12 protein-coding genes, 20 tRNA genes, 3 rRNA genes and 1 riboswitch are annotated in these 18,056 nt (G+C 46.5%); of the genes, 27 read left to right on the forward strand and 8 right to left on the reverse strand.

From position 1 onward, the window contains the following. Nucleotides 1-5: 5 nt before the first annotated feature. Nucleotides 6-491: a DinB family protein gene (locus M1E03_RS05240; protein WP_458110713.1), complete on the reverse strand. Its 486-nt coding sequence runs from the start codon at nt 489-491 to the stop codon at nt 6-8. A gap of 116 nt (nt 492-607) precedes the next feature. On the opposite strand from M1E03_RS05240, the gene M1E03_RS05245 reads away from it, so the two are divergent. After that, nucleotides 608-1,522, forward strand: a complete 915-nt coding sequence (locus M1E03_RS05245) for a DMT family transporter (RefSeq protein WP_020452711.1) — start codon at nt 608-610, stop codon at nt 1,520-1,522. Nucleotides 1,523-1,532: 10 nt separating this feature from the next. Here M1E03_RS05245 and M1E03_RS05250 read toward each other — a convergent pair whose 3' ends face one another. From M1E03_RS05250 to M1E03_RS05275, 6 genes are all read right to left on the reverse strand, one after another. Continuing rightward, entirely contained in the window at nt 1,533-2,852 is a 1,320-nt protein-coding gene (locus tag M1E03_RS05250) for a TrkH family potassium uptake protein (protein ID WP_026580030.1), read from the reverse strand. 2 nt (nt 2,853-2,854) lie between these two features. Continuing rightward, nucleotides 2,855-3,511 (reverse strand): potassium channel family protein, encoded by a 657-nt coding sequence (locus M1E03_RS05255; protein ID WP_020452710.1) that lies wholly within the window; start codon nt 3,509-3,511, stop codon nt 2,855-2,857. Nucleotides 3,512-3,634: 123 nt separating this feature from the next. After that, entirely contained in the window at nt 3,635-4,282 is a 648-nt protein-coding gene (pcp, locus tag M1E03_RS05260) for a pyroglutamyl-peptidase I (protein WP_020452709.1), read from the reverse strand. 79 nt (nt 4,283-4,361) lie between these two features. Beyond that, on the reverse strand, nt 4,362-4,490 hold the full coding sequence (locus M1E03_RS05265; protein WP_023856006.1) for a hypothetical protein: 129 nt from the start codon (nt 4,488-4,490) through the stop codon (nt 4,362-4,364). A 1-nt stretch (nt 4,491) separates the two neighbouring features. Then, on the reverse strand, nt 4,492-5,604 hold the full coding sequence (locus M1E03_RS05270; RefSeq protein ID WP_020452708.1) for a response regulator aspartate phosphatase: 1,113 nt from the start codon (nt 5,602-5,604) through the stop codon (nt 4,492-4,494). Nucleotides 5,605-5,728: 124 nt separating this feature from the next. Beyond that, entirely contained in the window at nt 5,729-5,917 is a 189-nt protein-coding gene (locus tag M1E03_RS05275; RefSeq protein ID WP_003184678.1) for a hypothetical protein, read from the reverse strand. Nucleotides 5,918-6,096: 179 nt separating this feature from the next. Between M1E03_RS05275 and M1E03_RS05280 the strand changes: the two genes are divergently transcribed. Beyond that, complete coding sequence (locus tag M1E03_RS05280) at nt 6,097-7,092, forward strand: processed acidic surface protein (protein WP_020452707.1); 996 nt, start codon at nt 6,097-6,099, stop codon at nt 7,090-7,092. A gap of 106 nt (nt 7,093-7,198) precedes the next feature. Then, entirely contained in the window at nt 7,199-7,756 is a 558-nt protein-coding gene (locus M1E03_RS05285) for a class D sortase (RefSeq protein ID WP_101561539.1), read from the forward strand. Between the two features lie 41 nt (nt 7,757-7,797). Here M1E03_RS05285 and thiT read toward each other — a convergent pair whose 3' ends face one another. Further along, nucleotides 7,798-8,382 (reverse strand): energy-coupled thiamine transporter ThiT, encoded by a 585-nt coding sequence (gene thiT / locus M1E03_RS05290; RefSeq protein ID WP_101561540.1) that lies wholly within the window; start codon nt 8,380-8,382, stop codon nt 7,798-7,800. A gap of 111 nt (nt 8,383-8,493) precedes the next feature. Continuing rightward, nucleotides 8,494-8,593, reverse strand: a riboswitch (TPP riboswitch). A gap of 161 nt (nt 8,594-8,754) precedes the next feature. Between thiT and M1E03_RS05295 the strand changes: the two genes are divergently transcribed. The 24 genes from M1E03_RS05295 (at nt 8,755) to M1E03_RS05410 (ending at nt 17,902) form a co-directional block, all read left to right on the forward strand. After that, nucleotides 8,755-9,855 carry a GntR family transcriptional regulator gene (locus tag M1E03_RS05295; protein WP_023856004.1) on the forward strand — a complete coding sequence of 367 codons (1,101 nt, stop codon included), beginning with the start codon at nt 8,755-8,757 and terminating at the stop codon, nt 9,853-9,855. Nucleotides 9,856-10,393: 538 nt separating this feature from the next. Continuing rightward, a 16S ribosomal RNA gene (locus tag M1E03_RS05300) occupies nt 10,394-11,943 on the forward strand. A gap of 232 nt (nt 11,944-12,175) precedes the next feature. Next, nucleotides 12,176-15,105: ribosomal RNA gene (locus tag M1E03_RS05305) — 23S ribosomal RNA — on the forward strand. Nucleotides 15,106-15,238: 133 nt separating this feature from the next. After that, nucleotides 15,239-15,354 (forward strand): 5S ribosomal RNA (gene rrf, locus M1E03_RS05310). The 16S, 23S and 5S rRNA genes sit together here, the layout of an rRNA operon. A 699-nt stretch (nt 15,355-16,053) precedes the next feature. Continuing rightward, nucleotides 16,054-16,129 (forward strand) — tRNA-Val (locus M1E03_RS05315). Between the two features lie 15 nt (nt 16,130-16,144). After that, nucleotides 16,145-16,220: transfer RNA gene (locus tag M1E03_RS05320), tRNA-Thr, on the forward strand. Between the two features lie 81 nt (nt 16,221-16,301). Next, a tRNA-Lys gene (locus M1E03_RS05325) sits at nt 16,302-16,377 on the forward strand. 7 nt (nt 16,378-16,384) lie between these two features. Continuing rightward, a tRNA-Leu gene (locus M1E03_RS05330) sits at nt 16,385-16,469 on the forward strand. A gap of 15 nt (nt 16,470-16,484) precedes the next feature. Beyond that, nucleotides 16,485-16,556 (forward strand) — tRNA-Gly (locus M1E03_RS05335). 11 nt (nt 16,557-16,567) lie between these two features. Further along, nucleotides 16,568-16,644, forward strand: a tRNA-Arg gene (locus M1E03_RS05340). A gap of 8 nt (nt 16,645-16,652) precedes the next feature. Beyond that, nucleotides 16,653-16,729: transfer RNA gene (locus M1E03_RS05345), tRNA-Pro, on the forward strand. Nucleotides 16,730-16,735: 6 nt separating this feature from the next. Beyond that, nucleotides 16,736-16,808 (forward strand) — tRNA-Ala (locus M1E03_RS05350). Between the two features lie 25 nt (nt 16,809-16,833). Continuing rightward, nucleotides 16,834-16,907, forward strand: a tRNA-Met gene (locus M1E03_RS05355). A gap of 5 nt (nt 16,908-16,912) precedes the next feature. Further along, nucleotides 16,913-16,989 (forward strand) — tRNA-Ile (locus M1E03_RS05360). A 7-nt stretch (nt 16,990-16,996) separates the two neighbouring features. After that, nucleotides 16,997-17,089, forward strand: a tRNA-Ser gene (locus tag M1E03_RS05365). 26 nt (nt 17,090-17,115) lie between these two features. Continuing rightward, a tRNA-Met gene (locus M1E03_RS05370) sits at nt 17,116-17,192 on the forward strand. Nucleotides 17,193-17,214: 22 nt separating this feature from the next. Further along, a tRNA-Asp gene (locus M1E03_RS05375) sits at nt 17,215-17,291 on the forward strand. Between the two features lie 9 nt (nt 17,292-17,300). Beyond that, nucleotides 17,301-17,376: transfer RNA gene (locus M1E03_RS05380), tRNA-Phe, on the forward strand. Nucleotides 17,377-17,398: 22 nt separating this feature from the next. Continuing rightward, a tRNA-His gene (locus M1E03_RS05385) sits at nt 17,399-17,474 on the forward strand. Nucleotides 17,475-17,482: 8 nt separating this feature from the next. Beyond that, a tRNA-Gly gene (locus M1E03_RS05390) sits at nt 17,483-17,556 on the forward strand. Between the two features lie 12 nt (nt 17,557-17,568). Further along, a tRNA-Ile gene (locus M1E03_RS05395) sits at nt 17,569-17,645 on the forward strand. 6 nt (nt 17,646-17,651) lie between these two features. Continuing rightward, nucleotides 17,652-17,726 (forward strand) — tRNA-Asn (locus tag M1E03_RS05400). A gap of 1 nt (nt 17,727) precedes the next feature. Then, nucleotides 17,728-17,818: transfer RNA gene (locus M1E03_RS05405), tRNA-Ser, on the forward strand. 12 nt (nt 17,819-17,830) lie between these two features. After that, nucleotides 17,831-17,902: transfer RNA gene (locus tag M1E03_RS05410), tRNA-Glu, on the forward strand. Nucleotides 17,903-18,056 lie beyond the last annotated feature (154 nt).

Consider the following 18,056-nt stretch of genomic DNA (forward strand, 5'->3'; position numbering starts at 1 on the left):
GTGTATTATAATAGTTTCTGTTTGATTTCCTTGATCTGTTTAATATGTCTTCTTTCATGATGGCCGATGAAGTCGAGCCACTGTCTGACCGTAAGCTCTTCGAAAACCGGATGCGGCAGCACCCTTTGAAAATCTTCATCATGAAAGGCGGCGATGACTGAAGTTAATTGTGTTCTGACATTGTCGAGCTCAGCTTTGAGGGTTAAAGCATCCGCCGTTTTTCTTTCAGGCTCTGCATATGTGGGCGCCTTTCGCTTGGAGCTTCTGTCTTCCGACTGATGCACCGGTTTATCTTCGATTGTTTTGACCGGTGCATGCTTGATTTGTTCCTTTAGGATTTGAAGTGCCATCAGGTCGATTTTTTTCAGGTGGTCGATCACTTCTTGAATGCTCCATTCGTCCTCCGAGGGCCTTTTATTCAGCGTTTCGTCTGACAGGCCTTGAATCTCGCTCCAAAGTTCTTTTCTCGCTTCATTAAAAATGCTCATCATATCCCCTCCTGTTTTTACTGTACCATATCGCAGGCTGGTAAAATAACCAAAAAACACTCGATTTTCGCATCGCCATCGGATATGCTTAAGAAAAATGAATAGAAGGAAGGATTTATTTGAGAACAACATTGTACCCGTATATCGCATTAGTGGTCGGGGTGCTGGCTGTGTCTTCCTCCGCCATCTTTGTCAGACTGTCAACGGCTGACGCTGGAATCATCGCTTTTTATCGTCTCTTTTTTTCCGCTTTGCTGATCTTTCCTTTTTTCTGGGGAAAAAGAAAAGAAGTCTTGAGTTTTTCGAAAAAGGACTGGCTGTTTTCAGCGGCAGCGGGGTTCTTTTTGGCATTTCATTTTATTTTATGGTTTCGTTCGCTTGAATACACCTCAGTGGCGAGCTCGGTTGTTCTTGTGACGCTGCAGCCGATTTTTTCTTTTATCGGTACATACTTTTTATTTAAAGAAAGAGTGTCGTTCGCTGGAATCATCAGTGCGCTTCTCGCGATCGGCGGAAGCGCGTACATCAGCTGGGGGGATTTCAAAGTAAGCGGCCAGGCGCTCTACGGCGACATTCTTGCACTATTGGCGTGTGCGCTTGTGACGGCATATTTGCTGTTTGGCCAGCATGTCAGAAAACGCCACAGTTTGACCGTTTACACGTTTATTGTGTATGGAATCAGCGCCATCACTTTATGCCTGTACTGTCTGTTTTCGGGCGCCGCCTTTTTTTCTTATCCTGCGTCAGATTGGGGGTATTTCTTTCTGCTTGCCGTCATTCCGACTTTGCTCGGGCACTCGCTGTTTAACTGGGTGCTGAAATGGCTGAGCACAAATATGATTTCTGTGGCGATTTTATTTGAACCTGTCGGAGCGGTTGCGCTGGCGTATTGGATTTTAGACGAATCCGTCATGATGACGCAGGTGATCGGCGGAGCGGTCATTTTTTCAGGTATTATCTTGTTCATGGCCTCGCAAAGCATGAGGAAAAACACCGTCCCGTCCGTGAAAGGGAAAACACATAAGGCGCTTTAAAGTTTGCACCTTATCCGGTCAAAATATCTTCGCTTGAATAGCGGATGTTTTCCTGTTCAGGTCTGGCCAGGGAAAACGCCAATGTGAGCGGTCCGAGTTTTCCGAGAAACATAATGAAAATAATCAGTATCTTTCCGACAGGGGTCAGGTCAGCCGTAATCCCCATTGACAGGCCGACCGTGCCGAAGGCTGATACGACTTCAAACAAAATCGCCAAAAACGGCTTAGGTTCTGTCATATTTAAAATAAAGACAGCCGCTAAAATCAACAGCACACTGATAGTCGAAATAGCGAGCGAACGAATGATCAATTGGTCTTTCAGCGTTTTTTTTGCTATCGAAATATGTTTTTTGCCTTTTAAAAAAGTGATAACCGACAGGAGAATGACAAGAAACGTCGTCAGCTTGATTCCTCCGCCGGTGGATGCACTCCCCGCTCCGACAAACATAAGAAGGAGCAAAAGTGTGATCGTGCTTTCGTGCAGGCTTCCGATATCTGTCGTGTTAAACCCGGCTGTTCGCGGGGTCACGGCCTGAAAATAGGCGCCCCAAAGTTTTTCAGCTGGCGGAAGCATGCCGAGCGTTTTTTGATTTTGATACTCCAGCAGAAAAATAAAGATCATGGCTGACAAATTGATGATAAACGTACCGTATATCATCAATTTCGAATGAAGGCTTAACTTTTTCAAGCTCCGCTTATGCCATAGATCAGACAATACGGTAAACCCTATCCCGCCGATGATAAACAAAAAACTGATCACCAAGTTGACGAGCGGATCGCTTTTATACCGTATTAAACTGTCCGGCCAAATGGAAAATCCCGCATTGTTAAAGGCGGAAACCGCGTGGAACAGGCTGTAGTAGACACCGCGTGCGAAACCGTATTCAGGAACCCATTTGACAGCCAGTATGACCATGGCCAGCATTTCAATTGCGAAGGAGTAAATAAACAAACTCTTGATGAGCTTAATGATCCCGCCTAAAGAAGTTTGATTGAGAGACTGTTGAATCAACAGCCGTTCTTTCAGGCCGATTTTTTTCCCGAGCATGATAAAAATGAGCACTGCAAATGACATGATGCCGAGTCCCCCGATCTGGATGAGAACGAGGATCATGAGCTGACCGAACAACGTATAATCCGTGCCTGTATCAACGACGGCTAGGCCGGTAACAGTCATCGCCGATGTCGATGTAAAAAGCGTATCAATCCAGCCTATGGGTTTAGACGTCGCTGCCGGGGTCTTCAATAAAAGAGTTCCTAATATGATGAAAAATAAAAACACCAGCACGAGCAGTTGGGACGGGCTTAATTGAATCTGTTTAAACTTCACGGTTAATCGCCCTTTTTTTCAAAGGTCTCAATATCTTTGTTTTGCCCGATCACAATCAAAATATCGTTTTCGTATATCAAGTCATCAGCGCTCGGTGCGATGATGAAATGCCCGTCTCTTTTTATGCCGACGATGTTGCAGCCGAAGTTGGCGCGTACATCGATATCCCCCAGGCTTCTTTTGTCCAGCTTTTTTGTTGCCACAATTTCGACGATGCTGTAATTTGGCGACAGCTCAACAAAATCGATCATCTTTTCCGAGGTGATATGGCTGGCTATCCGCTTGGCCATATCTTTTTCGGGATGAATGATACGATGGACGCCGATTTTATGGAGAACCTTTTGGTGATAGTCATTTTGCGCTTTCGTCCATACTTTGGGAACGCCCATTTCAATCAGCAAAAGCGAAGTCAGAATGCTTGCTTCAATGTCATCGCCGAATGATACAAAGGCGTGATCGATGTTGCGTATTCCGATTTGTTTCAATGTATTTTCATCAACGGCATTGGCGCAAATGGTGTAGGTTGCATAAGCAGAATATTCGTTTACTTTTTCTTCGGATTTGTCGATGCCTAAAACTTCCGCCCCTTTTGCGTGGAAGGCTTTGACAAGACTGCCGCCGAACTGACCGAGCCCGAAAACGGCATAAGATTTCTGCATCCGTGTTCACCCTTTTATCTGTTTTTCTTATAGTGTTTACTTTTTTAAAAGAAAAACACACAGGGATGTACAAGAATCCGGAAGTGTGCGAATCCGGAGAGCCGCCTTGAGGCGGCTTCGGTTTCAGCTGAGCGAGCCTCCGGTTTCGCGAATGTCTTTTTCGTGAAGGGCAGAGACGACGGCGGCTAGCCTCAGCCCTTCGACGATCGTTTCAAGGCTGAGGCTCGGCTCGTGCTTATCGACTGTTTGTTCGGGGAGATACGGAATGTGGATGAACCCTCCGCGGATGTTTGCCGAGGTGCGGTCTATACGGTGCATTAACTGGTAAAAAAGATGGTTGCATACGAATGTTCCAGCTGAATTAGAGACGGAGGCCGGGATTCCGTTTTTTCTCAACTCTTTCACAACGAGTTTGATCGGAAGCGCGGACCAGTAAGCTGCAGGCCCGTCTGCCGCGATCGGTTCATCGATCGGTTCCCGTTTTTCATTATCCGGAATGCGGGCGTCATCGATGTTGATTGCGATGCGTTCCGGAGTAATGTGAGCCCGGCCGCCTGCTTGTCCTACACAAATGACGATATCGGGATGGTGCTTTTCGATCGCTTTTTCCAAAACGGCCGCTGAATGATGAAAAACGGTCGGGATCTGCTCCGCCACGATAGAGACGCCTTCGACTTTTTCTCCGTTCAGCCGTTTTACAGCTTCCCAAGACGGATTGACCGTTTCTCCCCCGAAGGGGTCAAAACCTGTCAGCAGTACTTTCTTTCCCATATCGATCCCTCCTGAATATGAATATAAAGTGCAAAATACCCATTCAGAAGATGTCTGAATGGGTATTTTTTAAAATATTTTATGCTCCTGATCCCCGGGATGCCAGAAGTACCTGATCTCCTTGAGAAGCCGCTTCCGGTGCATGGTTTACGAATGAAAAGCTGATAACTGCGCCTAATACAACTGCTGTTAATAATACTTTTTTCATTTTATTCTCCTCCTCTTCCAGCGAGCTTGCTCGCCTTGTCTGTTTTAATGTAAAAGTATATGGCTTCTTCATATAACTTTTCTCGCCTGTAGTAATTCGCTACATCCATCAATAATTCCTCCAAATCTACCCAGGCTTTTTCATTTTCTAACTGGTGAACATAGTCCTTGATTATTTCCAGTTTATTCTGTGTATCAGAATATAATGTATATAAAATTTTGAATTTCAATTCGAAAATTTCGCTGTTCATTTCCCGGGATTTTTTAAAGCCCACTTCGATCCATTTAAATGCTTGTTTGTGTGCGTTGGTTTTGAAAAGAGACCTTGTGTTTTCATAAACGCAAAGAAGGTAAGCATACTTGGCTTTCGTTTCAAAATCTTTGATTGCAAAAGCTTTATTGTAATACTTTAGCGCTTCCTCCTGCTTGTCTTCCTTACTCTTCAAAAAGCCCATATTATAGTAGGTACACGGTAAAAGGAATTGGTCGCCGATTTTTTCGGTTTTTTCGATCGCTTCTTTTAATAATACTTCACTTTCGGAGAACTTAAATTGGTCAATATAATTGAGCCCGATCAGCATTTTGCAGTTGATGACCCGCTTGGCATACCCGTCATACCCTTGAAAGATGCCGGAGGCAATGTTGATGTGATGAATCGACAGCCATGTCGCTTTTAAGTTGTAATACAAAACACCGATTTTATAATGAAATTCAGCTTTTTCAATTTCATTTTGAATGACGCTCAGTCTTTTTTCCGCTATTCTGAAAAAATTGAGCGCTTCTGTATGGTTTTGCTTGTAGTCCTCATAAATCCCTTTAAACAGGTAAAAATAATAATTCAGCTTGTCGTCCGTACTTTTTGGATCTTTGTCTTGAAAACTGATGGCCTCCAATTTTTCGGTGGAAGATTGGGAGATATCTTCAAGAAGGAGCCTTAAGCGAAAATCGAGCATTTGATAATAGAGTAGAACGTCATGATCTTCTTCCATTTTTTCAATTGCTTTATCTATGTCATCTTTCATTTCGATTGAGCCTGAAATGTCTCTTTTTTTCATCAGTATGTACCAGTCGTTGAGCATATTGGCGACTTCTTGTGAAGCCACGGCTTTGGCCATTCTCTTCCCTCCAATCTTTGTGAATTTTTTGTAAATTGAAGTTCTATTAATCATAGCATAAACTGCTGCCGTCTGTGAATAACGCTGAAATGCAAGTTCGCCGGTGAAAAGTTCATTTCTGAAATTAAATCGTCATTTTCCAAAAAAAGTGCGCGAAAAAAGCGAAAACCGCGCCAAGCGGAATACAGGAGATCATTGCGGTTCCGTTGACCAGCCCGTCAGCTCCGCTTATTTTCAGGGCTTCCCGGTAGCCTATTAAAAAGTGGATGATCGATAGGACGTAACATAAGAGCATCATATAGTAAGGGTTCATTTGCATACCTCCTCTATTCGCTTTACTATATTACATTCAATAGAGGCGAAGATTATGCCTGTTTAAACAGGAAAAAGAACAAAATATTATAGACGAAAAGATTTTCAATTACAATACATGTTTTTAAAAATATTTCCACTATAATCAAAATGAAAGATAAATTTAGGGGGTCATAAGAAATGAAAAAAAGGCTGATGTCACTATTGGTCTGCATCCTGGTTTTAGTGCCGGCAGCTGGTGCTTTTGCCGCGCCGAAACAGGCCGAGCTTCAAGAGTATCTTGAAGAAATAGGAATGACAGAAAAAGAATTGGAAGCTTATTTACAGGATACATATGATGAAAGTTTAAAAGATTTTGAGTCGGTGGAAGAGTTGAAAGATTTTTTAGGGGAAAGACTGACTAATCAACTTTTGGCATCCTATTTAAAAGAATACGGATTGAGCGAAAAAGAAGCGGCTGACCTTTTTGTTGAAAATGGCTATATGGAAAGCGGCCAAAACATTCTCGACGTGTTTATGTTTGAATACGAATTGGACGATGCGCTTTTCACTGTGACATATGAAGAAGACGATTTTCAGATCGGGAACCTGTTTCAAGAATTGGGTGTGGATGATCAGGAGTGGGAAAGGCTCGTGAATCATCTCCGAAAGGTGCGCGATAAAAATCCAAACCTTGAAAATGATTTGATGGCTCTTGGAGAACGTCTTGAAGCGGTAGCCGATTTCGAGTCTGTATCAGAGCTCTCAGCTCAGGATATCGCTGAAATGCTATCCATTTTAAACGATCTTCAGAAGACGCTTGAAGTGAAAACAAAATACTATCTTGTTAAAGACGGAAAGAAAAAAGAAGTGTCTTTGACAACGCTTGTCAGCGCGGAAGATCTGAAGGGAGCAAGCCTTCTGGTGGAAGTATACGATCTGCAAGGCAACTTCATTTTGGATGTATTGCTGACGCCTGACATGATCGGATCTGATTTAATTCATGATACAGGGTCAAAAGTGAAGCAAACCCAAACGGCTGTCAAACATGATTCAAAGCCATCTCATGTGAAAAAGACGGTTAAAGGTGCAAAGCTTCCAAAGACAGCCGGGCATTACGCGGAATGGTCGATCTTAGGCGCCGTTCTGATGTTTGGCGGATTCTTCATGATCAGAAGGCTTCGCAAAGCGGCTTAACATGTCACTTCCCATTCTAATTATGTAGAGAATGGGAAGTTTTTATAAGGAGTGAAAGGAAATTAAGGCACATCGAAAAAAAATCATCTGGCTCGCAGCTATTGTGATGGTTGTGTGCGGCGCTTATTTTACAACAACGAATGTGTTCAAGTTAATGCACGGCTACGCTCTTTTTTCATTTCAGCAGATGAAAGAAGAAGAAAAGCCTGAAAGACCTCCGATTCAGACGGCGAAAAAAGAAAAAACGGTGATTGATCAAACATTTGAAACCGGGGAGAAAATCGGCGATCTTGTCATTCCGAAAATCAATGCAAGGATTCCTATATATCACGGGACAGATGAAGACGAGCTGCAAAAAGGCGTGGGCCATTTCGCTGGTTCCGTTCTGCCTGGAGAAGATGACAACTCGGTTTTATCAGGCCACCGGGATACGGTTTTCCGAAAACTCGGCCGAGTGGGGAAGGGCGATCAGTTAATTGTTGAAGCTTCCTACGGAACTTTTACATACAAAGTGAAAAAGGTGCGGATCGTGGATGCGGATGACCGGACGGTGATTGTACCAAAGCCGAGAGCAACATTGACGGTTTCCACCTGCTATCCTTTTGACTTTATCGGTTCAGCACCGGAGCGGTATATATTGGTCGCAGATTTGATTAAATCATAAAAAAACAGCGGAATCTCAGGCGAGTCCGCTGTTTTTTTATGCTATCTCATGTCTGATCTGTTTTCCAGGAGTTTTGGCGCGGTTAGCAGCAGTAAACAAAGGACAATTGTGCAGACAATGAAAGACGGAAGCATATATGTTCCATTATATACCAAGGAATAAATCCATACCGGAGTGCCTTCAGGCGCATAGTTTCCAAAAAAGACAGCGCCGCTGATGACATGAGCGAGAAATTTCAGTCCGCTTCCGAGAAAGACGGCCAGCGTAACATAGAAAATGATCTTTCCTTTTTGTTTCTCGATTGAAGCGTTTCTGATCGATCCGGCAAAAAAGCCGCCGATACCCGCGGCCGTAGGCGCGATAAAATAATCAAGAAGAAGCTGCAGAGGATGATAAACGTAAAATCCTCCAGTGACAAACTGAAGCAATCCGGCTAAAAACCCGGTTGCCAGCCCTGCCTTCAGCCCCCATCTAAAGGAAATCAGGAAGATCGGAATCATCATGACTGCGATTGAACCGCCTTGAGGCATTTTTAAAAACATTCCGGACACCATATCAAGTATAAGTGCTATTCCTGTCATAAACGCAATTTCAATCAGCTGTACAAGTTGTTTAGATTGATTCATCATAACCCTCACTTTTGATGAACAAAGGGATACTGGACTTCTTTCCCAATAAAAAAAGCAATGCGGGGAAGGAGTAGGAAAGTTTTCCACGCACTGCTTTGGATGCAATTAGAAATGACTTTGCCACATCCCTACGCCAGCGTTAACTAACAGGTTCAAAGGGTCAGAACGGTCGTTCACTCTCAGCCTCGAGGCTCCCCTTGTGGTCATCAAGTTATTTAGTTATATTCTACTATACTAAAAAAAGAAACGGACGACAAGCTGATTTTTCGAAAAATTTTGCTTAATTTCTCCAATATGTAGCAATGCAAACATCTTTTCCTTTATAATAGAACGTATTCGTACGTACAAGATCAGTAAAGGGTTGATCTGATGAGTGAACCTACAAAATACAGCATGGTGAAAAATAAAATTAAATCGTGGATATATGAAGGCAAAGTGAAGCCGGGGGAAAAAATTCATTCGGAAAACGAATTGATGAAAATATTTGATGTAAGCAGGCACACGATCCGGCAAGCGATTGGCGACCTTGTTCATGAAGGGCTTTTATACAGAGAGCAGGGCTCAGGGACGTATTGCTCTCACCGTCTTCAGCTTTCTGAAAAAGGAAGGGAAAGAAATAAGATGATCGGGGTTATTACGACTTACCTTTCAGATTACATTTTTCCTTCTATTATAAGAGGAATCGAATCGTCACTGTCCAGCGAAGGATACACCCTTGTCGTCGCGAGCACCAATAATGACATTGAAAAAGAAAAACAATGCCTTGTGAATATGCTCGATAAAAAAATTGCTGGGTTGATCGTGGAGCCGACGAAAACAGGAAGCTTTAACCCGAATTTAAGTTACTATCTGACGCTTGAACAACATCATATTCCGTATTTGATGATCAACCAATTTTATCAGGAGCTAAATCCGCCCCATTTCATTTTGGATGATGAACACGGCGGCTTTATCGCCACTGAGCATTTGATTAAACTCGGCCATGAAAAAGTGTTCGGTTTCTTTAAACAGGACGATATGCAGGGCGCCAACCGGATGAAAGGATTTATCCGTGCTTTCAGAGAAAACGGCTTGTCGTTTTACCCTGAAATGGTCGTGACGTACACAACAGAGAACAAAAAACAAAAAACGATAGCTGAAGCCAGGAAGCGGCTTTCTTCATCAGACCGTCCGACTGCCATATTCTGCTATAATGACGAGATAGCGCTTTTGGTGTTGGATGTCGTGAGGGAATTCGGTTTGAAAGTGCCGGAAGACATTTCGATTGTCGGATATGACAACTCACATTTGAGCGAGGCATCTGAAGTGAAGCTGACGTCAGTCACTCATCCGAAAATGCAGATGGGGATTGAGGCGGCAAAATGGATGATTGCCAAAGTTGAGGGACGCAACACGAATCAGCTTGAACATTCCACCGTCTACAAACCTGAACTGGTTGTCAGACATTCGACCGCCAAGCTGAAAAGGTAGGCTGCACAATCTTTATCCGCCAACCAGCGTGAATGAAAATGAGAAGAATATATATTCTGTTACAAAGCTCCGGAATGAGGAGCTTTTTATTCAAGTAAAAGCTGATAACGGAGAGTTTAATGTCATCCTCGAAGCTTTGGACCATGTGCAGCTTTAGTAAATCAATTTTTAAAGACCGCTGTATACTTTTATATAGAAGAAAGCAGTAAGAAGAAATAAATGCTGTCAACTGCCTGAGGTCGAGATGATCAGGAATCATCTGAGTCCAAATCATTTGATTATTATTTTTTTAAAAAAGCTATTGTGAAAAACGAAAATAGATGTTATATTAGTATCCGCCCCTAAAAAGGAGGCTTTATAAAAACAACTTCGAAAATCTTTTGAAAAAAGTTGTTGACATTCACGATGATAGAATGTTATATTAGTAAAGTCGCTTCTTCGAGAGGCGGAAATGATCTTTGAAAACTAAACAAGACAAAACGTACCTGTTAATTCATTAAATAAATCGCACACATGTTGTGCGTAGTCATTATCAAACTTCATGGAGAGTTTGATCCTGGCTCAGGACGAACGCTGGCGGCGTGCCTAATACATGCAAGTCGAGCGGACAGATGGGAGCTTGCTCCCTGATGTCAGCGGCGGACGGGTGAGTAACACGTGGGTAACCTGCCTGTAAGACTGGGATAACTCCGGGAAACCGGGGCTAATACCGGATGCTTGATTGAACCGCATGGTTCAATTATAAAAGGTGGCTTTTAGCTACCACTTACAGATGGACCCGCGGCGCATTAGCTAGTTGGTGAGGTAACGGCTCACCAAGGCGACGATGCGTAGCCGACCTGAGAGGGTGATCGGCCACACTGGGACTGAGACACGGCCCAGACTCCTACGGGAGGCAGCAGTAGGGAATCTTCCGCAATGGACGAAAGTCTGACGGAGCAACGCCGCGTGAGTGATGAAGGTTTTCGGATCGTAAAACTCTGTTGTTAGGGAAGAACAAGTACCGTTCGAATAGGGCGGTACCTTGACGGTACCTAACCAGAAAGCCACGGCTAACTACGTGCCAGCAGCCGCGGTAATACGTAGGTGGCAAGCGTTGTCCGGAATTATTGGGCGTAAAGCGCGCGCAGGCGGTTTCTTAAGTCTGATGTGAAAGCCCCCGGCTCAACCGGGGAGGGTCATTGGAAACTGGGGAACTTGAGTGCAGAAGAGGAGAGTGGAATTCCACGTGTAGCGGTGAAATGCGTAGAGATGTGGAGGAACACCAGTGGCGAAGGCGACTCTCTGGTCTGTAACTGACGCTGAGGCGCGAAAGCGTGGGGAGCGAACAGGATTAGATACCCTGGTAGTCCACGCCGTAAACGATGAGTGCTAAGTGTTAGAGGGTTTCCGCCCTTTAGTGCTGCAGCAAACGCATTAAGCACTCCGCCTGGGGAGTACGGTCGCAAGACTGAAACTCAAAGGAATTGACGGGGGCCCGCACAAGCGGTGGAGCATGTGGTTTAATTCGAAGCAACGCGAAGAACCTTACCAGGTCTTGACATCCTCTGACAACCCTAGAGATAGGGCTTCCCCTTCGGGGGCAGAGTGACAGGTGGTGCATGGTTGTCGTCAGCTCGTGTCGTGAGATGTTGGGTTAAGTCCCGCAACGAGCGCAACCCTTGATCTTAGTTGCCAGCATTCAGTTGGGCACTCTAAGGTGACTGCCGGTGACAAACCGGAGGAAGGTGGGGATGACGTCAAATCATCATGCCCCTTATGACCTGGGCTACACACGTGCTACAATGGACAGAACAAAGGGCAGCGAAGCCGCGAGGCTAAGCCAATCCCACAAATCTGTTCTCAGTTCGGATCGCAGTCTGCAACTCGACTGCGTGAAGCTGGAATCGCTAGTAATCGCGGATCAGCATGCCGCGGTGAATACGTTCCCGGGCCTTGTACACACCGCCCGTCACACCACGAGAGTTTGTAACACCCGAAGTCGGTGAGGTAACCTTTTGGAGCCAGCCGCCGAAGGTGGGACAGATGATTGGGGTGAAGTCGTAACAAGGTAGCCGTATCGGAAGGTGCGGCTGGATCACCTCCTTTCTAAGGATATTATACGGAATATAAGACCTTGCGGTCTTATAGACAGGTGCGTTTAGATCTTGTTTAGTTTTGAAGGATCATTCCTTCAGACATAGGAGCACCTGCTAAATGCGCCACATCCTGTGGCAACGCATGTGTTAGCACATCCTATGCGTTGTTCTTTGAAAACTAGATAACAGTAGACATCACATTCAATTAGTAAGCAAGATATCACGTAGTGATTCTTTTTAACGGTTAAGTTAGAAAGGGCGCACGGTGGATGCCTTGGCACTAGGAGCCGATGAAGGACGGGACGAACACCGATATGCTTCGGGGAGCTGTAAGCAAGCTTTGATCCGGAGATTTCCGAATGGGGAAACCCACTGCTCGTAATGGAGCAGTATCCATATCTGAATTCATAGGATATGAGAAGGCAGACCCGGGGAACTGAAACATCTAAGTACCCGGAGGAAGAGAAAGCAAATGCGATTCCCTGAGTAGCGGCGAGCGAAACGGGAACAGCCCAAACCAAGAGGCTTGCCTCTTGGGGTTGTAGGACACTCTGTACGGAGTTACAAAAGAACGAGGTAGATGAAGAGGCCTGGAAAGGCCCGCCATAGGAGGTAACAGCCCTGTAGTCAAAACTTCGTTCTCTCCTGAGTGGATCCTGAGTACGGCGGAACACGTGAAATTCCGTCGGAATCCGGGAGGACCATCTCCCAAGGCTAAATACTCCCTAGTGACCGATAGTGAACCAGTACCGTGAGGGAAAGGTGAAAAGCACCCCGGAAGGGGAGTGAAAGAGATCCTGAAACCGTGTGCCTACAAGTAGTCAGAGCCCGTTAATGGGTGATGGCGTGCCTTTTGTAGAATGAACCGGCGAGTTACGATCCCGTGCAAGGTTAAGTTTGAAAAGACGGAGCCGCAGCGAAAGCGAGTCTGAATAGGGCGCATGAGTACGTGGTCGTAGACCCGAAACCAGGTGATCTACCCATGTCCAGGGTGAAGTTCAGGTAACACTGAATGGAGGCCCGAACCCACGCACGTTGAAAAGTGCGGGGATGAGGTGTGGGTAGGGGTGAAATGCCAATCGAACCTGGAGATAGCTGGTTCTCTCCGAAATAGCTTTAGGGCTAGCCTCAAGGTAAGAGTCTTGGAGGTAGAGCACTGATTGGACTAGGGGCCCCTACCGGGTTACCGAATTCAGTCAAACTCCGAATGCCAAAGACTTATCCTTGGGAGTCAGACTGCGAGTGATAAGATCCGTAGTCGAAAGGGAAACAGCCCAGACCGCCAGCTAAGGTCCCAAAGTATACGTTAAGTGGAAAAGGATGTGGAGTTGCTTAGACAACCAGGATGTTGGCTTAGAAGCAGCCACCATTTAAAGAGTGCGTAATAGCTCACTGGTCGAGTGACTCTGCGCCGAAAATGTACCGGGGCTAAACGTATCACCGAAGCTGCGGACTGTTCTTACGAACAGTGGTAGGAGAGCGTTCTAAGGGCTGTGAAGCGAGACCGGAAGGACTCGTGGAGCGCTTAGAAGTGAGAATGCCGGTATGAGTAGCGAAAGAGGGGTGAGAATCCCCTCCACCGAATGCCTAAGGTTTCCTGAGGAAGGCTCGTCCGCTCAGGGTTAGTCGGGACCTAAGCCGAGGCCGAAAGGCGTAGGCGATGGACAACAGGTTGATATTCCTGTACCACCTCCTCACCATTTGAGCAATGGGGGGACGCAGGAGGATAGGGTAAGCGCGGTATTGGATATCCGCGTCCAAGCAGTTAGGCTGGGAAATAGGCAAATCCGTTTCCCATAAGGCTGAGCTGTGATGGCGAGCGAAATATAGTAGCGAAGTTCCTGATTCCACACTGCCAAGAAAAGCCTCTAGCGAGGTGAGAGGTGCCCGTACCGCAAACCGACACAGGTAGGCGAGGAGAGAATCCTAAGGTGATCGAGAGAACTCTCGTTAAGGAACTCGGCAAAATGACCCCGTAACTTCGGGAGAAGGGGTGCTCTGTTAGGGTGCAAGCCCGAGAGAGCCGCAGTGAATAGGCCCAGGCGACTGTTTAGCAAAAACACAGGTCTCTGCGAAGCCGTAAGGCGAAGTATAGGGGCTGACGCCTGCCCGGTGCTGGAAGGTTAAGAGGAGCGCTTAGCGTAAGCGAAGGTGCGAATTGAAGCCCCAGTAAACGGCGGCCGTAACTATAACGGTCCTAAGGTAGCGAAATTCCTTGTCGGGTAAGTTCCGACCCGCACGAAAGGCGCAACGATCTGGGCACTGTCTCAACGAGAGACTCGGTGAAATTATAGTACCTGTGAAGATGCAGGTTACCCGCGACAGGACGGAAAGACCCCGTGGAGCTTTACTGCAGCCTGATATTGAATGTTGGTACAGCTTGTACAGGATAGGTAGGAGCCTTGGAAACCGGAGCGCCAGCTTCGGTGGAGGCATCGGTGGGATACTACCCTGGCTGTATTGACCTTCTAACCCGCCGCCCTTATCGGGCGGGGAGACAGTGTCAGGTGGGCAGTTTGACTGGGGCGGTCGCCTCCTAAAAGGTAACGGAGGCGCCCAAAGGTTCCCTCAGAATGGTTGGAAATCATTCGCAGAGTGTAAAGGCACAAGGGAGCTTGACTGCGAGACCTACAAGTCGAGCAGGGACGAAAGTCGGGCTTAGTGATCCGGTGGTTCCGCATGGAAGGGCCATCGCTCAACGGATAAAAGCTACCCCGGGGATAACAGGCTTATCTCCCCCAAGAGTCCACATCGACGGGGAGGTTTGGCACCTCGATGTCGGCTCATCGCATCCTGGGGCTGTAGTCGGTCCCAAGGGTTGGGCTGTTCGCCCATTAAAGCGGTACGCGAGCTGGGTTCAGAACGTCGTGAGACAGTTCGGTCCCTATCCGTCGCGGGCGCAGGAAATTTGAGAGGAGCTGTCCTTAGTACGAGAGGACCGGGATGGACGCACCGCTGGTGTACCAGTTGTTCTGCCAAGGGCATCGCTGGGTAGCTATGTGCGGACGGGATAAGTGCTGAAAGCATCTAAGCATGAAGCCCCCCTCAAGATGAGATTTCCCATTCCGCAAGGAAGTAAGATCCCTGAAAGATGATCAGGTTGATAGGTCTGAGGTGGAAGTGTGGCGACACATGGAGCTGACAGATACTAATCGATCGAGGACTTAACCTAAATGTTTGTGAATCGTCTGACCGTTATCTAGTTTTGAGAGAATGCTCTCAGAAAGCCAAAGGCAAGGAAACTCGGCTAAAGGCCCTCACATCCTGTGAGGAACGCCCAGTACCTTCGTCCTGAAGGCAAATAGTTTGGTGGCGATAGCGAAGAGGTCACACCCGTTCCCATGCCGAACACGGAAGTTAAGCTCTTCAGCGCCGATGGTAGTTGGGGGCTTCCCCCTGTGAGAGTAGGACGCCGCCAAGCACTTAAAAAGACCAGCTGATATCAGCTGGTCTTTTTTATTGATATAGCGCTTTTAACCCTTCAGTGATGCGCGAAACTGCGAAACAATAGGCAAACTTGCTTTCACCTCTTCAGGCTCGCGATCTGGCGGTTCAGTGCGAATTCCATAGGGAAATAGCGAAATATGGAGTCAATCAACACATGGGCATGTATAAGATCAGTGATGTAAGGCAGTGAAACTCATGCAAATAGAGGAGCAAAAGATGGATGTTCCGGAAAAGGGATTTTGAGGTATTGAGGCAGTTTTAAAATTGACAAATGAAGGCATATATTTTGAGCCGTACAACACTCATTTTCAAAACACGCCGCTTGGTATTAAGAGTTGGGATAGAGAGAGTCGAGAAGCCAAATACATTGCTTATCGCTCGAAAAGGACTTAAAATTGTTTTGAAAAATCAATTCGAATACAAATTTGCTATGGGGAAAAGACAGGAATTCACGGAGCGTCTGAAGAACCTATTATAAGCAGTACATAGGGATAAATGTTGCTCTGAAGCTTTTGATGCAATATACGGATTAAGCGGAACGATGTGTGCACATTCGTCTTGTTATGATAGAATAAACTGAAAATAAAATTTTTTTAATATAGCCTTTACAAATGGGTGTATTCCCGTATATAATAGTCCTTGTCAGATCGAGAGTTACTCCAACAACTGACGAGGAGGATTAGCTCAGCTGGGAGAGCATCTGCCTTACAAGCAGAGGGTCGGCGGTTCGATCCCGTCATCCTCCACCATTCATTTTGGAATGGGCCGGTGTAGCTCAATTGGTAGAGCAACTGAATCGTAATCAGTAGGTTGGGGGTTCAAGTCCTCTTGCCGGCACCACGATTTTATGATACAATATAAAAGTTGCTGAAAAAAGACAGATAGCTTTCGAAAAAGTCTTCAGCTTTAATTGCAGTATTGGAGCCATTAGCTCAGTTGGTAGAGCATCTGACTTTTAATCAGAGGGTCGAAGGTTCGAGTCCTTCATGGCTCACCATTTTCATGCGGATGTGGCGGAATTGGCAGACGCGCTAGAATCAGGCTCTAGTGTCTTTTAAAGACGTGGGGGTTCAAGTCCCTTCATCCGCATTGCCAATCTATTTTGCGGAAGTAGTTCAGTGGTAGAACACCACCTTGCCAAGGTGGGGGTCGCGGGTTCGAATCCCGTCTTCCGCTTGATCATATATGCGCCCGTAGCTCAATTGGATAGAGCGTTTGACTACGGATCAAAAGGTTAGGGGTTCGACTCCTCTCGGGCGCGCCATTATATAACGGGAAGTAGCTCAGCTTGGTAGAGCACATGGTTTGGGACCATGGGGTCGCAGGTTCGAATCCTGTCTTCCCGACCATTATTTGGGGCCTTAGCTCAGCTGGGAGAGCGCCTGCTTTGCACGCAGGAGGTCAGCGGTTCGATCCCGCTAGGCTCCACTTTGTTATCTTTAATATTCACCATGGCGGTGTAGCTCAGCTGGCTAGAGCGTACGGTTCATACCCGTGAGGTCGGGGGTTCGATTCCCTCCGCCGCTATTAAAGGACCTTTAGCTCAGTTGGTTAGAGCAGACGGCTCATAACCGTCCGGTCGTAGGTTCGAGTCCTACAAGGTCCACCATTGTTACGGAGGAATACCCAAGTCTGGCTGAAGGGATCGGTCTTGAAAACCGACAGGGGTGTCAAAGCCCGCGGGGGTTCGAATCCCTCTTCCTCCGCCATATATCTATATTATTGTTTTGATCATCGCGGGGTGGAGCAGTTCGGTAGCTCGTCGGGCTCATAACCCGAAGGTCGCAGGTTCAAATCCTGCCCCCGCAACCAAATTTAAATTCATTGCCAAAATGGTCCGGTAGTTCAGTTGGTTAGAATGCCTGCCTGTCACGCAGGAGGTCGCGGGTTCGAGTCCCGTCCGGACCGCCATTTAATAAAGGCTCGGTAGCTCAGTTGGTAGAGCAACGGACTGAAAATCCGTGTGTCGGCGGTTCGATTCCGTCCCGAGCCACCATTTTACAATTTTATATATTGCGGCGGTTGTGGCGAAGTGGTTAACGCACCAGATTGTGGCTCTGGCATTCGTGGGTTCGATTCCCATCAACCGCCCCATGCGAAATGCGGGTGTAGTTTAGTGGTAAAACCTCAGCCTTCCAAGCTGATGTCGTGGGTTCGATTCCCATCACCCGCTCCATTTGTATATCATGGGCCTGTAGCTCAGCTGGTTAGAGCGCACGCCTGATAAGCGTGAGGTCGATGGTTCGAGTCCATTCAGGCCCACCATGATATTCCGCAGTAGCTCAGTGGTAGAGCTATCGGCTGTTAACCGATCGGTCGCAGGTTCGAATCCTGCCTGCGGAGCCATGGAGAAGTACTCAAGTGGCTGAAGAGGCGCCCCTGCTAAGGGTGTAGGTCGCGTAAGCGGCGCGAGGGTTCAAATCCCTCCTTCTCCGCCATTTTTTTAATAAGGCCCGTTGGTCAAGTGGTTAAGACACCGCCCTTTCACGGCGGTAACACGGGTTCGAATCCCGTACGGGTCATCATGTTAAACTCTGCATCATTATGATGCGGAGTTTTTTTATGCCTGTATGACTTCAGTCAATGTTCAAAAAGGATATTGTTGAACTTTGTCAATAAAAAGAAGCGCTTTCATAAAAGGGATCAAGCCATATTATGCGAATAAAAGAGTAATCT

Source organism: Bacillus sp. PK6-013 (genome assembly GCF_054161445.1).